The organism is Enterobacter sp. SES19 (assembly GCF_011765665.1).
Classification (GTDB): Bacteria; Pseudomonadota; Gammaproteobacteria; order Enterobacterales; family Enterobacteriaceae; genus Enterobacter; species Enterobacter pseudoroggenkampii.
Genome location: NZ_CP050320.1, coordinates 3,149,198 through 3,163,971, shown reverse-complemented (window position 1 = coordinate 3,163,971; position 14,774 = coordinate 3,149,198). Strand labels below are relative to the sequence as shown.

The window sequence follows — 14,774 nt, the reverse complement described above, 5'->3', positions numbered from 1 at the left end:
CATGAGTCAAACCACTTTGTATCCGGTTGTGATGGCTGGTGGCTCTGGTAGCCGGTTGTGGCCGCTGTCCCGCGTGCTCTATCCAAAACAGTTCCTCTGTCTGAAAGGGGATCTCACCATGCTGCAGACGACGGTCAACCGTCTGCACGGCGTGGAGTGTGAAAGCCCGGTGGTAATTTGTAACGAACAGCACCGCTTTATTGTTGCCGAGCAGCTGCGCCAGCTGAACAAACTTACTGAAAACATCATCCTGGAGCCTGCCGGTCGTAACACCGCGCCTGCGATCGCCCTGGCGGCGCTGGCGGCAAAACGCAGCAGCCCGGACTGTGACCCGCTGATGCTGGTTCTGGCGGCAGACCACGTTATCCAACAGGAAGACGCATTCCGCGACGCGGTCCGTGCGGCCATTCCTTACGCCGAAAGCGGCAAACTGGTGACCTTCGGCATCGTGCCGGATCTGCCGGAAACCGGCTACGGCTACATCCGTCGCGGCAGCGTGGCGCCGGGTGAAGGCGACAGCGTGGCGTTTGACGTGGCGCAGTTTGTCGAAAAACCGAATCTGGAAACCGCGCAGGCCTACGTTGCCAGCGGTGAGTATTACTGGAACAGCGGGATGTTCCTGTTCCGCGCCGGACGCTATCTGGAAGAGCTGCGCAAATACCGCCCGGATATTCTGAACGCCTGCGAGAAAGCGATGGCGGTGGTGGACCCGGATCTCGACTTCATCCGCGTGGATGAAGAGGCGTTCCTCGCCTGCCCGGAAGAGTCCATTGACTACGCGGTGATGGAGCGCACGGCAGATGCAGTTGTGGTGCCGATGGATGCGGGCTGGAGCGATGTGGGCTCCTGGTCCTCCCTGTGGGAGATCAGCGCCCATACCCCGGAGGGTAACGTCCATCACGGCGATGTCATTAGCCACAAAACGGAAAATAGCTACGTCTACGCCGAGTCCGGCCTGGTCACCACGGTCGGGGTGAAAGATCTGGTGGTTGTCCAGACCAAAGACGCCGTGCTGATTGCCGACCGTAACGCCGTGCAGGACGTTAAAAAAGTGGTGGAGAAAATTAAGGCGGATGGTCGCCACGAGCACCATATTCACCGCGAAGTGTACCGTCCGTGGGGGAAATATGACTCCATTGATTCCGGTGACCGCTATCAGGTGAAACGCATCACCGTGAAGCCGGGCGAGGGGCTGTCGGTACAGATGCACCATCACCGCGCCGAGCACTGGGTGGTGGTGGCGGGTACCGCCAAAGTCACTATCGACGGTGAAGTCAAACTGCTGGGTGAAAACGAGTCCATTTATATTCCGCTGGGGGCGACGCACTGTCTGGAGAACCCGGGGAAAATTCCTCTCGACTTAATTGAGGTGCGTTCCGGCTCGTATCTGGAAGAGGACGATATCGTGCGCTTCCAGGACCGCTACGGGCGGGTGTAGCACTCTGCATTATGCCCGGTGGCGCTGCGCTTACCGGGCCTACGAATGACAAAAAAATTAATTTGGCCATTTAGTGGTCAGGGCCGACTGTTGCCTGAAAAAGGGGTCATCATGGAAAAATTAACCTGTTTTAAAGCCTACGATATTCGCGGCAAGCTGGGCGAAGAGCTGAATGAAGACATTGCGTGGCGCATTGGCCGCGCGTACGGCGAATACTTAAAACCGCAGACCATCGTGCTGGGCGGCGACGTGCGCCTGACCAGTGAATCCCTGAAGCTGGCCCTGGCGAAAGGGCTGCAGGACGCGGGCGTGGACGTGCTGGACATCGGTCTTTCCGGCACCGAAGAGATTTACTTTGCCACCTTCCACCTGGGCGTGGACGGCGGTATCGAAGTGACGGCCAGCCACAACCCGATGGACTATAACGGCATGAAGCTGGTGCGCAAGGGCGCACGCCCTATCAGCGGCGACACCGGCCTGCGCGACGTGCAGCGTCTGGCGGAAGCCAACGATTTCCCGCCGGTGAATGAGGCTAAGCGCGGCAGCTACAAAAAAATCAACCTGCAGAAAGAGTACATCGACCACCTGCTGGGCTACATCAACGTGGCGAACCTCAAGCCGCTGAAGCTGGTGATCAACTCCGGTAACGGCGCGGCCGGCCCGGTTGTCGATGCCCTTGAAGCGCGCTTTAAGGCGCTGAACGTGCCGGTGACCTTCGTCAAAGTGCACAACACCCCGGACGGCAACTTCCCGAACGGTATTCCTAACCCGCTGCTGCCGGAGTGCCGCGACGACACCCGCAACGCGGTGATTGAGCACGGTGCGGACATGGGTATCGCCTTTGACGGTGACTTCGACCGCTGCTTCCTGTTCGACGAGAAAGGGCAGTTCATCGAGGGCTACTACATTGTCGGCCTGCTGGCGGAAGCGTTCCTTGAGAAAAACCCGGGCGCGAAAATCATTCATGACCCGCGTCTGTCATGGAACACCGTCGACGTGGTGTCCGCGGCAGGCGGCACGCCGGTGATGTCCAAAACCGGCCACGCCTTCATCAAAGAGCGCATGCGCGAAGAAGACGCCATTTACGGCGGCGAGATGAGCGCCCACCACTACTTCCGTGATTTTGCCTACTGCGACAGCGGGATGATCCCGTGGCTGCTGGTCACCGAGCTGCTGTGCCTGAAGGGGCAGACGCTGGGCGAGCTGGTGCGTGACCGCATGGCGGCGTTCCCGGCGAGCGGGGAGATCAACAGCAAGCTGGCGGAGCCGGCCGAGGCCATTGCCCGCGTGGAGCAGCATTTTGCGCTTCACGCGCTGGAAATTGACCGTACGGACGGCATCAGCATGGCGTTCCCGCAGTGGCGCTTTAACCTGCGCTCGTCCAACACCGAGCCGGTGGTGCGCCTGAACGTGGAGTCCCGTGCTGACACCGCGCTGATGGAAGCCCGAACGAAGGACATTCTGGCGCTGTTGAATCAGTAATAATTGCCCCTCCCGGTGGGAGGGGGAACCGAATACAGGAACAACGATGACGAATCTAAAAAAACGCGAACGAGCGAGAACGAATGCATCGTTAATCTCTATGGTGCAGCGTTTTTCTGATATCACCATCATGGTCGGTGGATTGTGGGCGGTGTGTCGGATCAGCGGGCTGCCGTTCTTATATATGCATCTGCTGATGGCCCTGATTGCGCTGGTCGTGTTTCAAATGATCGGCGGAATGACCGATTTCTACCGCTCGTGGCGCGGCGTCAAAATGACTACCGAACTGATGCTGCTGCTGCAGAACTGGACCCTTAGCCTGATCTTCAGCGCAGGCCTGGTGGCGTTCAGCCATGATTTTGACAATCGCCTCGTCACCTATCTCTGCTGGTATCTGTTAACCAGCGTCGGCATGGTGGTGTGCCGCTCCCTGATCCGCTTTGGTGCGGGCTGGCTGCGTAACCGGGGTTATAACCGTCGCTTCGTTGCCGTGGCGGGCGATCTGCCGGTCGGGAAGGTACTGCTCGACAGCTTCCGCAAAGAGCCGTGGTTAGGTTTTGAAGTGGTGGGGATCTATCACGACGCGAAGCCGGGCGGCGTCCCTGCGGACTGGGCGGGTAATTACGACCAGCTTATTGAAGACGCGAAAGCCGGCAAAATTCACAACGTCTACATTGCCATGCAGATGAGAGACGAATCCCGCATTAAGCAACTGATGCGCGAGCTGGCGGACACCACCTGCTCCGTGATCCTGATCCCGGACGTGTTTACCTTCAACATTCTTCACTCCCGTATTGAAGAGGTGAACGGCGTGCCGGTGGTACCGCTATACGACACGCCGCTGTCGGGCATTAACCGCGTGCTGAAGCGCGTGGAAGATATCGTGCTCTCTTCACTGATCCTGCTGCTGATTTCGCCTGTTCTGTGCTGCATTGCCCTGGCGGTGAAGCTGAGCTCTCCCGGCCCAGTTATCTTCCGCCAGACTCGCTACGGTATGGATGGTAAGCCGATTATGGTGTGGAAATTCCGCTCCATGAAGGTGATGGAAAACGACAAGGTGGTGACCCAGGCAACGCAGAACGATCCGCGCGTCACCCGCGTGGGGAACTTCCTGCGCCGCACCTCGCTGGATGAACTGCCGCAGTTTATCAACGTCTTTACCGGCGGCATGTCGATTGTTGGCCCGCGTCCGCACGCGGTGGCGCACAACGAGCAGTATCGCTCGCTGATTGAGGGCTACATGCTGCGCCATAAGGTGAAGCCGGGCATCACCGGTTGGGCGCAGATCAATGGCTGGCGCGGCGAAACCGACACGCTGGAAAAAATGGAAAAACGTATCGAATTCGATCTGGAGTACATCCGTGAATGGAGTATCTGGTTCGATATCAAGATTGTTTTTCTGACCATCTTCAAAGGTTTCGTGAACAAAGCGGCGTACTAAGATGAGCTTACGTGAAAAAACCATCAGCGGGGCGAAGTGGTCAGCGATGGCGACCATCGTCATCATTGGCCTCGGTCTGGTGCAGATGACCGTGCTGGCGCGCATTATTGATAATCACCAGTTCGGCCTGCTGACCGTCTCGCTGGTGATTATCGCGCTGGCCGATACGCTGTCTGATTTTGGTATCGCCAACTCGATTATCCAGCGCAAAGAGATTAGCCATCTGGAGCTGACCACGCTCTACTGGCTGAACGTGGGGCTGGGGATTTTCGTGTTTGTGCTGGTGTTTCTGCTGAGCGATACCATCGCCAGCGTGCTGCACAACCCGGATCTCGCTCCGCTGATGCGCACGCTGTCGTTTGCTTTCGTGGTGATCCCGCACGGACAGCAGTTCCGCGCGCTGATGCAGAAAGAGCTGGAGTTCAACAAGATCGGCATGATCGAGACCAGCGCCGTTCTGGCGGGCTTTACCTTCACCGTGGTGAGCGCCCATTTCTGGCCGCTGGCGATGACCGCTATTCTGGGATACCTGGTTAACTCTGCCGTCCGTACGCTGCTGTTCGGCTACTTTGGCCGCAAGATCTACCGTCCGGGGCTGCATTTCTCGCTGGCGTCCGTCTCGTCCAACCTGCGCTTTGGCGCGTGGCTGACGGCGGACAGCATCATCAACTATGTGAATACCAACCTGTCGACGCTGGTGCTGGCGCGTATTCTTGGCGCGAGCGTGGCGGGGGGCTACAACCTGGCCTACAACGTCGCGGTGGTGCCGCCGATGAAGCTGAACCCGATTATCACCCGCGTCCTGTTCCCGGCGTTTGCCAAGATTCAGGACGACACAGAGAAGCTGCGCGTCAACTTCTACAAGCTGCTTTCCGTGGTGGGGATTATTAACTTCCCGGTGCTGCTGGGGCTGATGGTGGTGTCCAGCAACTTCGTGCCGCTGGTGTTTGGTGAAAAGTGGAACGGCATCATTCCGATCCTGCAGCTGCTGTGCGTGGTAGGGCTGCTGCGCTCCGTGGGGAATCCAATTGGGTCCCTGCTGATGGCAAAAGCGCGCGTGGACATCAGCTTTAAGTTCAACGTGTTCAAAACCTTCCTGTTTATTCCGGCGATTATCGTCGGCGGGCATATGGCGGGCGCCATCGGCGTGACGCTGGGCTTCCTGCTGGTGCAGATCGTCAATACCGTTCTGAGCTACTTCATCATGATCAAGCCGGTGCTGGGTTCCAGCTACCGTCAGTACATCCTGAGCCTGTGGCTGCCGTTCTATCTCTCATTGCCAACCCTGGCGGTGAGCTACGGCCTGGGCATCATCCTCAGCGGCCACTTGCCGCTGGCCGCGCTGCTGGCGGTGCAGGTTGCCGCGGGGGCGCTGGCCTTCGTCGTGATGATCGTACTTTCTCGCAATGCGCTGGTGGTAGAGATGAAGCGCCAGTTTTGCCGTAACGAAAAAATGAAAACGCTGCTTCGCGCAGGCTAGTTATTTAAGAGGCCATTATGAAATTATTAATTCTTGGCAACCACACCTGCGGCAACCGTGGCGACAGCGCCATCCTGCGCGGTTTACTGGATGCAATTAACACCCTTAAGCCTGAGACCGAAGTGGACGTGATGAGCCGTTATCCGGTCAGCTCATCCTGGTTACTGAACCGCCCGGTGATGGGCGACCCGCTCTACAGCCAGATGAAACAGCATAACAACGCCGCGGGCGTGATGGGCCGCGTGAAGAAAGTGCTGCGTCGTCGCTATCAGCACCAGGTGCTGCTTTCCCGTGTGACCGATACCGGCAAGCTGCGCAACATCGCTATCGCGCAGGGCTTTACCGACTTTGTTCGCCTGCTGTCCGGCTATGACGCCATTATCCAGGTTGGCGGTTCGTTCTTTGTCGATCTCTACGGCGTGCCGCAGTTTGAGCATGCGCTGTGCACGTTCATGGCGAAAAAACCGCTGTTTATGATTGGCCACAGCGTCGGGCCATTCCAGGATCCGCAGTTTAACCAGCTGGCGAACTATGTGTTTGGCCACTGCGATGCGTTGATCCTGCGCGAGTCGGTCAGCCTCGACATGATGAAGCGCAGCGAAATTGACACCTCAAAAGTTGAGCACGGCGTGGATACCGCCTGGCTGGTGGATCATCAGGACGACAGCTTCCAGCCGAGCTACGCGGTGCAGCACTGGCTCGACGTGGCGGCGAAACAGAAAACCGTCGCAATCACCCTGCGCGAGCTGGCGCCCTTTGATAAACGTTTAGGCACGACGCAGGCGGCGTATGAGAAAGCCTTCGCCGACGTGGTGAACCGCGTGCTGGACAGCGGTTACCAGGTGCTGGCGCTCTCAACCTGCACCGGTATCGACAGTTACAACAAAGACGACCGTATGGTGGCGCTGAACCTGCGCAATCTTGTGAACGATCCGTCCCGCTATCACGTGGTGATGGATGAACTGAACGACCTGGAGATGGGCAAGCTGCTCTCCGCCTGCGACCTGACGGTGGGCACCCGTCTGCACTCGGCCATTATCTCCATGAACTTCGGCACGCCGGCCATTGCCATTAACTATGAGCACAAGTCCGCCGGGATTATGCAGCAGCTCGGTATGCCGGAAATGGCGGTGGATATTCGTCATCTGCTGGACGGATCGCTCGGGGCGATGGTGGGGGACACGCTCGGCCAACTGCCTGCTATCAATGAACGTCTGGCGGTGGCGGTGAAAGCCGAGCGCGAGAAGGGCATTGGGATGGTGAAATCGGTACTCGATCGCGTACGGGAGGGGAAATGAAGGTTGGTTTCTTCTTACTGAAATTTCCGCTGTCGTCCGAAACGTTTGTTCTGAACCAAATCACCGCGTTTATCGATATGGGATATGACGTGGAGATTATCGCCCTGCAAAAGGGCGATACCCAAAACACCCATGCGGCGTATACCCAGTATGGGCTGGAGGCGAAAACCCGCTGGCTGCAGGATGAGCCGTCCGGGAAGCTGAGCAAGCTGCGCCGCCGGGCCAGCCAGACCTTACGCGGGATCCACCGCGCGTCGACGTGGCGGGCGCTGAATGTTTCCCGCTATGGGGCGGAGTCACGCAATCTGATCCTGTCGGCCATCTGCGGGCAAACGGCGCAGCCGTATCGTGCCGACGTGTTTATTGCCCACTTTGGCCCGGCGGGCGTCACCGCCGCGAAGCTGCGTGAACTGGGGGTGATTGACGGTAAAATTGCGACCATCTTCCACGGCATCGACATCTCCAGCCGCGAAGTGCTGAACCACTACACCCCGGAGTATCAGCAGCTTTTCCGACGCGGCGACATGATGCTGCCTATCAGCGACCTGTGGGCCGGACGGCTGAAAAACATGGGCTGTCCGGGAGAGAAAATTGCCGTTTCGCGTATGGGCGTGGATTTAACGCGCTTCACGCGTCGTCCTGTAAAGGTGCCGGGAACACCGCTGCAGATCATCTCCGTCGCACGTCTGACCGAGAAGAAAGGGCTGCATGTGGCGATTGAAGCCTGCCGCCAGCTGAAAGCGCGCGGGGTGGATTTCCACTACCGCATTCTCGGCATTGGGCCGTGGGAGCGTCGTCTGCGCACGCTTATCGAACAGTATCAGCTGGAAGATGTCGTAGAGATGCCCGGCTTCAAGCCGAGCCACGAGGTCAAGGCCATGCTCGAAGAGGCAGATGTGTTCCTGCTGCCCTCAGTGACAGGCGCCGATGGTGATATGGAAGGCATTCCGGTGGCGCTGATGGAGGCGATGGCCGTGGGTATACCGGTGGTATCGACCTTGCACAGCGGGATCCCGGAGCTAATTAAGTCGGACCATTCCGGTTGGCTGGTGCCGGAGAATAACGCGATAGCCCTTGCGGACCGATTAGCTGCCTTCAGCGACATCGACCAGCAGACGCTGGAGCCAGTGCTCCAGAATGCCCGACAAAAAGTTGAAACCGATTTTAACCAGCAGGTGATTAATCGCCAGTTAGCGAGCCTGCTGCAAACGTTGTAACGCCGAGGATGTATGCTGAAAAAGATTACCCGACGCACCTTTGTCTCTTCTCTGTCCGTTCTGGCGGCCACGCCGCTTCTGTCGTCACGCATTGCGCGAGCGGCTGCTGGAAAAACGGTCTCTGTTAATCAGTACAATAACAACGACTGGATCGCAGCCTTTAAGCAGGCGTTTACTGATGGCGACACGGTTGTGGTCCCTGCCGGGCTCACCTGCGAAAACATCAATACGGGCATTTTCATTCCCGACGGTAAAACGCTGCTTATCCGCGGGGCGTTAACCGGTAACGGGCGCGGCCGCTTTGTTCTGCAGGAAGGCAGCAAAGTGATAGGTGAAGGTGCGGGCCGCACGGAGAACATTACGCTCGACGTTCGCGGCTCTGACTGCGTTATTAAAGGGCTGGCCATGAGCGGGTTTGGCCCGGTGACGCAGATCTACATCGGCGGCAAGAAACCCAGCGTGATGCGCAATTTGCTGATTGATAACATCAGCGTGAGTCAGGCCAACTACGCCATCCTGCGCCAGGGTTTCCATAACCAGGTGGACGGAGCGCGCATCACCAACAGCAAATTTAGTCACCTGCAGGGCGATGCGATCGAGTGGAACGTCGCCATCAACGATCGCAATATCCTGATCTCCGATCATGTCATCGACAACATCAACTGCACCAACGGCAAGATCAACTGGGGCATCGGCATTGGCCTCGCCGGCAGCACCTACGATAATGATTATCCGGAGAAGCAAACCGTCAAGAACTTCGTGGTGGCCAACATTACCGGCAGCAACTGTCGCCAGCTGGTGCACGTGGAAAACGGGAAACACTTTGTTATCCGCAATATTAAGGCCAAAAATATTACTCCCGACTTCAGTAAAAAGGCGGGAATAGACAACGCCACGGTGGCCATTTATGGCTGTGATAATTTCATTATTGATAATGTCGACATGGTGAACAGTGCCGGAATGTTAATTGGCTATGGAGTGATAAAAGGCGATTATTTGTCCATCCCGCAGAACTTCAAGCTCAACAATATTCACCTCGATAACCGCCAGCTTGCCTATAAATTGCGAGGAATACAGATTTCATCCGGTAACGCGACCTCGTTTGTGGCGATAACCAACGTGGATATGCAGCGTGCTACGCTTGAATTACACAACAAGCCGCAACATCTTTTTTTACGCAACATCAATGTGATGCAGGAAGCTGCTGTGGGGCCCGCCCTGAAGATCAACTTCGACCTGCGCAAGGATGTGCGGGGTAAATTTATGGCGAAAGACGAGACGCTGCTGTCGCTGGCGAACATAAAAGCCGTTAATGAGAAGGGGCAAAGCTCGGTGGATATTGACCGTGTCGACCAGCAGGTGGTGAATGTGGAAAGGCTGAACTTTGCGCTTCCTTCCTTCAGGAAGTAAGTCTTGACATCATATCTCATTGAGTGCGCGGTAACCCCTAAAATTTGTTACTGAACTCAGCGATTTTAGAGTTTATAATCCGTGCCACATTTTCGTCAGTTCTGTCTTATCATTAGCGATACCTCAGGGAATGCAGAGATTACCGGAGGTTTGCCAAACACAAATGCACTGAGTGGTTTATGAACGATAAAGTTTTGTTTATTGGCGCGTCCGGCTTCGTTGGGACTCGTTTGATCGAGATTTCAAAGGCTGAGTTTGATGTCACCAACTTCGACAAACAGCAAAGCCATTTCTACCCTGAGATTACTGTTTCCGGAGATGTACGTAATCAGGAGCAACTCGATCAGGCGCTTGCCGGTTTCGACACGGTGGTATTGCTCGCCGCCGAGCATCGTGATGATGTCAGCCCAACGTCGCTCTACTATGATGTAAACGTTCAGGGTACACGTAATGTACTGGCAGCGATGGAAAAAAATAATGTTAAGAACATTATTTTTACCAGCTCAGTTGCTGTTTATGGTCTCAATAAAGTCAATCCTGACGAATCTCACCCGCACGATCCTTTTAACCACTATGGTAAAAGTAAGTGGCAGGCGGAAGAGGTGCTGCGTGAATGGTTCAACAAAGCTCCAGAAGAGCGATCTCTGACAATTGTTCGTCCAACGGTCATTTTTGGTGAACGCAATCGTGGCAATGTCTTCAATCTTCTTAAGCAAATTGCGGGTGGCAAATTCGCAATGGTGGGGGCCGGAACTAACTACAAGTCCATGGCTTATGTCGGCAATATTGTGGAGTTTATCAAATTCCGATTGAGCAACGTCAAACCTGGCTACGATGTATACAATTATGTTGATAAGCCCGATCTGAATATGAATCAGCTGGTTGCTGAGGTGGAAAAGAGCCTTAGCAAAAAAATCCCATCAGTTCATCTCCCTTATCCTTTAGGTATGCTTGGTGGCTTTTGCTTTGATATTCTTAGCAAAGTGACTGGTAAAAAGTATGCGATCAGTTCCGTTCGTGTCAAAAAATTCTGTGCCACCACTCAATTTGATGCCACGAAAGTACACACATCAGGTTTTAAAGCGCCTTATACCTTATCTCAAGGGCTGGACCGTACGTTGAAGTATGAGTTCGTTCATGAGAAGAAAGATGACATCACGTTCGTTTCTGAATAGCGGCTGCTGATCTGGGATTTGTCGGAAACAGACTCTACGGCTTCTTTATTGATAGGGTTTTTGACGATTCTGGGTCACACTTATAGCGTAATGAACTTAAGTAATCAGCGTTCTGAACTAAACGTGATTTGCATTCGACGCAGTAGACTTTCTTTATCAGGCATTTTTCCTGACACGGTTTATACTTCGTCAACCATTTTAAGGTGGAAGAGATAATGATCAATTTGAAAGCAGTCATTCCGGTAGCAGGTCTGGGCATGCATATGCTGCCAGCCACAAAAGCCATTCCAAAAGAGATGCTGCCGATCGTCGATAAGCCAATGATTCAGTACATTGTCGATGAGATTGTTGCTGCAGGGATCAAAGAAATCGTCCTGGTTACCCACTCGTCCAAGAACGCGGTTGAAAACCACTTCGACACCTCTTACGAACTCGAAGCGTTGCTGGAGCAGCGAGTCAAACGCCAGCTGCTGGCGGAAGTTCAGTCTATTTGTCCTCCAGGCGTGACCATTATGAACGTGCGCCAGGCGCAGCCGCTGGGTCTCGGCCACTCGATTTTGTGTGCCCGTCCAGTAGTGGGCGATAACCCGTTCATCGTTGTGCTGCCGGACATCATCATTGATAACGCTTCTGCCGATCCGCTACGTTACAACCTGGCGGCAATGGTGGCACGTTTCAATGAAACAGGGCGTAGCCAGGTCCTGGCTAAACGCATGAAAGGCGATCTCTCTGAGTACTCCGTAATTCAGACGAAAGAAGCGCTTGAGACGGAAGGGCAGGTGAGCCGCATCGTCGAGTTCATTGAAAAACCGGATCAGCCACAGACGCTTGATTCGGACCTGATGGCGGTTGGCCGTTATGTTCTGAACGCAGATATATGGGCGGAACTTGAAAAAACCGAGCCAGGCGCCTGGGACCGCATCCAACTGACCGACGCGATTGCTGAGTTAGCGAAGAAGCAGTCCGTGGACGCCATGCTGATGACCGGCGATAGCTATGACTGCGGTAAGAAAATGGGGTATATGCAGGCGTTTGTAAATTATGGGCTGCGTAACCTGAAAGAAGGGGCGAAGTTCAGAAGCCGTATTGAAAAGTTGCTGGCTAATAACGACTGATATTCCTGCCACGGCTTGAACCAGCGGCAGTCATCATTAAGGTGTGTTGAAGCATATCCATAATGATGACTGCCGTTTTTCGTTATTAATACTAATGATAACATTGAGTTATCTGATTCAAGCCTGAGCAGGTTTGTAGCGATTTGTGCTTGTTTCTAAGGTCGTTTAGGACGACAATTAACGCCAGTTTTTGTCTGTATCCAGACAAGAAAAATCATTTAATCAAACACCGCTCAGTACACTGGTAGCTGTTAAGCCAGGGGCGGTAGCGTGCTCAATTTCTGAAACCGTTTCTAAATGGTCAGGTTTCAGAGCGTCAGTATCCAGACATTTCCAACAGACGGAACAGATAACGTGAAAATTCTTGTGACGGGCGGTGCCGGCTTTATCGGCTCAGCAGTTGTACGACATATTATTAAAAATACCCAGGACGACGTCGTCAATGTGGATAAGCTGACCTATGCCGGTAATCTTGAGTCGCTTAGTGAAGTCAGCGAAAGCGACCGCTATGCCTTTGAACATGCAGATATTTGCGACAAAGACGCTATGGATCGCATTTTCGCAAAACACAAGCCTGATGCGGTGATGCACCTGGCAGCTGAAAGTCACGTCGATCGTTCAATTACCGGCCCGGCTGCGTTTATCGAAACCAATATCGTCGGCACCTATGTGCTTCTGGAAGCCGCTCGAGCGTACTGGTCTACGTTGGATGAGCAGGCGAAGAAAACGTTTCGTTTCCATCACATCTCTACCGACGAAGTGTATGGTGATTTACCCCATCCTGATGAACATCCGGAATCAACTGAGCTGCCACTCTTCACAGAAACCACCGCGTATGCACCAAGCAGCCCGTATTCAGCGTCGAAAGCCTCCAGTGACCATCTCGTGCGTGCCTGGCTTCGTACCTACGGTTTCCCGACTATCGTCACCAACTGTTCGAATAACTACGGCCCGTACCATTTCCCGGAAAAACTGATCCCGTTGGTTATTCTGAATGCGCTGGAAGGTAAAGCTCTGCCAATTTACGGTAAAGGCGATCAAATCCGTGACTGGCTGTATGTAGAAGATCATGCGCGTGCACTCTACACCGTTGTCACTCAAGGGAAACCGGGTGAAACATACAACATTGGCGGCCATAACGAGAAGCAGAACCTGGACGTGGTCCATACGATTTGCGATCTGTTGGATGAAATTGTACCTAAAGGGACATCTTACCGCAGTCAGATCCGTTATGTAGCTGATCGCCCAGGCCATGACAGAAGATATGCAATCGATGCGCACAAAATAGCTGAAGAATTAGGCTGGAAACCACAAGAGACTTTTTACAGTGGCATTCGTAAAACGGTTGAATGGTATCTCAATAATCAAGGGTGGATCAATAATGTGAAAAGTGGTGCTTACACATCTTGGTTATCAAAACAATATGGAGATAATGAATGAAGGGTATAATTCTCGCTGGTGGCTCTGGTACCAGGCTGTATCCTGTAACTTTGGGAGTATCTAAACAACTTCTTCCCGTTTATGATAAACCAATGATTTATTATCCCTTGTCCGTTTTAATGCTGGCAGGTATCAAAGATATACTTATAATAACAACACCTGAAGATCAGAGCGGTTTTGTAAGACTTTTGGGGGATGGCAGTCAATTTGGTATTAATTTGAGTTACGCTATTCAACCAAATCCTGATGGTTTGGCACAGGCCTTCATTATAGGTGAGAATTTTATTGGGCAAGAGCCAGTCTGTTTAGTATTAGGCGATAATATTTTCTTCGGACAAGGATTCACACCTAAATTACAGCTGGCGAGTAGTAGAATAAGTGGGGCAACAGTCTTCGGCTACCAAGTCATGGATCCACAGCGGTTCGGTGTGGTTGAATTTAATAGTGATTTCAAGGCAATAAGTATAGAGGAAAAACCAGCTCAGCCTAAGTCTAATTGGGCGGTGACGGGACTCTATTTTTATGACAATAACGTCATTGATATTGCAAAAAATATAAAACCGTCGGCAAGAGGCGAGTTAGAAATAACAACAGTCAATGAAATTTACCTTAACAATAATAATTTAAATGTCGAATTGTTAGGTCGCGGTTTTGCATGGCTTGATACCGGCACCCATGATAGTTTAATTGAGGCCGGAAGTTTTGTCGAAACAGTTCAAAAACGTCAGGGTATGATGGTCGCTTGTCCAGAAGAGATTGCCTGGCGAAATGGATGGTTAAATGATGAGACCCTTACGGCTATTGGTTCTAAATTAGCAAAAAACCATTATGGACAGTATTTATTAAAATTAGTAAAAGGGCATTAAAATACAATGAATTTGATTCAGCTAAACAAAAAAGGTGATGACAGGGGTGCATTGGTAGTTATTGAGCAAGAAAAAGACATACCGCTTGATATCAAGCGGGTCTACTACATGTTTGATACGACACCAGGCGTCAGAAGAGGCTTTCATGCCCATAAAAAACTAACGCAAATAGCTGTTCCTGTTAAGGGATCTTGTAAGTTCTTGCTTGATGATGGAAAACAAGTTGAGCATGTGCTTTTGGATTCACCGACGGTTGGATTAATAATCGAACCCATGGTTTGGCATGAAATGTATGATTTCAGCGACGATTGTGTCTTAATGGTTCTGGCCGATGATTATTATGATGAAAGTGATTATATTCGAGACTATGCTTCTTTCAAAGCGATCACTGACCTCAAAAATTAAAACGACT

General features: G+C 53.1%; 12 protein-coding genes. All 12 read left to right on the top strand.

Going from position 1 to position 14,774, the window contains the following annotated elements; translation table 11 throughout:
- Nucleotide 1: 1 nt before the first annotated feature.
- The 12 genes from cpsB to GXP72_RS15075 all read left to right on the top strand — a co-directional run bounded on the left by cpsB (nucleotide 2) and on the right by GXP72_RS15075 (nucleotide 14,767).
- Nucleotides 2-1,438, top strand: a complete 1,437-nt coding sequence (gene cpsB / locus GXP72_RS15130; RefSeq protein ID WP_024908099.1) for a mannose-1-phosphate guanyltransferase — start codon at nucleotides 2-4, stop codon at nucleotides 1,436-1,438.
- Between the two features lie 111 nt (nucleotides 1,439-1,549).
- Nucleotides 1,550-2,920, top strand: coding sequence for a colanic acid biosynthesis phosphomannomutase CpsG (cpsG, locus tag GXP72_RS15125; RefSeq protein ID WP_061714795.1), 1,371 nt, complete (start codon nucleotides 1,550-1,552; stop codon nucleotides 2,918-2,920).
- 46 nt (nucleotides 2,921-2,966) lie between these two features.
- Complete coding sequence (wcaJ, locus tag GXP72_RS15120) at nucleotides 2,967-4,361, top strand: undecaprenyl-phosphate glucose phosphotransferase (protein ID WP_032646472.1); 1,395 nt, start codon at nucleotides 2,967-2,969, stop codon at nucleotides 4,359-4,361.
- 1 nt (nucleotide 4,362) lies between these two features.
- Complete coding sequence (gene wzxC / locus GXP72_RS15115; RefSeq protein ID WP_024908096.1) at nucleotides 4,363-5,841, top strand: colanic acid undecaprenyl disphosphate flippase WzxC; 1,479 nt, start codon at nucleotides 4,363-4,365, stop codon at nucleotides 5,839-5,841.
- A gap of 17 nt (nucleotides 5,842-5,858) precedes the next feature.
- Nucleotides 5,859-7,139 (top strand): colanic acid biosynthesis pyruvyl transferase WcaK, encoded by a 1,281-nt coding sequence (gene wcaK, locus GXP72_RS15110; protein ID WP_032658813.1) that lies wholly within the window; start codon nucleotides 5,859-5,861, stop codon nucleotides 7,137-7,139.
- Entirely contained in the window at nucleotides 7,136-8,356 is a 1,221-nt protein-coding gene (wcaL, locus tag GXP72_RS15105; protein ID WP_208763063.1) for a colanic acid biosynthesis glycosyltransferase WcaL, read from the top strand. The genes wcaK and wcaL overlap by 4 nt, the downstream gene beginning before the upstream one ends.
- A 12-nt stretch (nucleotides 8,357-8,368) precedes the next feature.
- Nucleotides 8,369-9,766, top strand: coding sequence for a colanic acid biosynthesis protein WcaM (gene wcaM / locus GXP72_RS15100; RefSeq protein ID WP_061714798.1), 1,398 nt, complete (start codon nucleotides 8,369-8,371; stop codon nucleotides 9,764-9,766).
- Between the two features lie 179 nt (nucleotides 9,767-9,945).
- Nucleotides 9,946-10,941 carry an NAD-dependent epimerase/dehydratase family protein gene (locus tag GXP72_RS15095; RefSeq protein WP_061714799.1) on the top strand — a complete coding sequence of 332 codons (996 nt, stop codon included), beginning with the start codon at nucleotides 9,946-9,948 and terminating at the stop codon, nucleotides 10,939-10,941.
- 215 nt (nucleotides 10,942-11,156) lie between these two features.
- Nucleotides 11,157-12,056, top strand: a complete 900-nt coding sequence (galF, locus tag GXP72_RS15090) for a GalU regulator GalF (RefSeq protein WP_046092891.1) — start codon at nucleotides 11,157-11,159, stop codon at nucleotides 12,054-12,056.
- A 354-nt stretch (nucleotides 12,057-12,410) separates the two neighbouring features.
- The gene (gene rfbB / locus GXP72_RS15085) at nucleotides 12,411-13,496 is read left to right on the top strand and encodes a dTDP-glucose 4,6-dehydratase (protein WP_061714800.1); all 1,086 of its coding nucleotides are present in this window, start codon (nucleotides 12,411-12,413) and stop codon (nucleotides 13,494-13,496) included.
- Nucleotides 13,493-14,362 (top strand): glucose-1-phosphate thymidylyltransferase RfbA, encoded by an 870-nt coding sequence (gene rfbA / locus GXP72_RS15080; protein ID WP_061714801.1) that lies wholly within the window; start codon nucleotides 13,493-13,495, stop codon nucleotides 14,360-14,362. The genes rfbB and rfbA overlap by 4 nt, the downstream gene beginning before the upstream one ends.
- 6 nt (nucleotides 14,363-14,368) lie before the next feature.
- Entirely contained in the window at nucleotides 14,369-14,767 is a 399-nt protein-coding gene (locus GXP72_RS15075) for an FdtA/QdtA family cupin domain-containing protein (RefSeq protein WP_061714802.1), read from the top strand.
- Nucleotides 14,768-14,774: the final 7 nt, after the last annotated feature.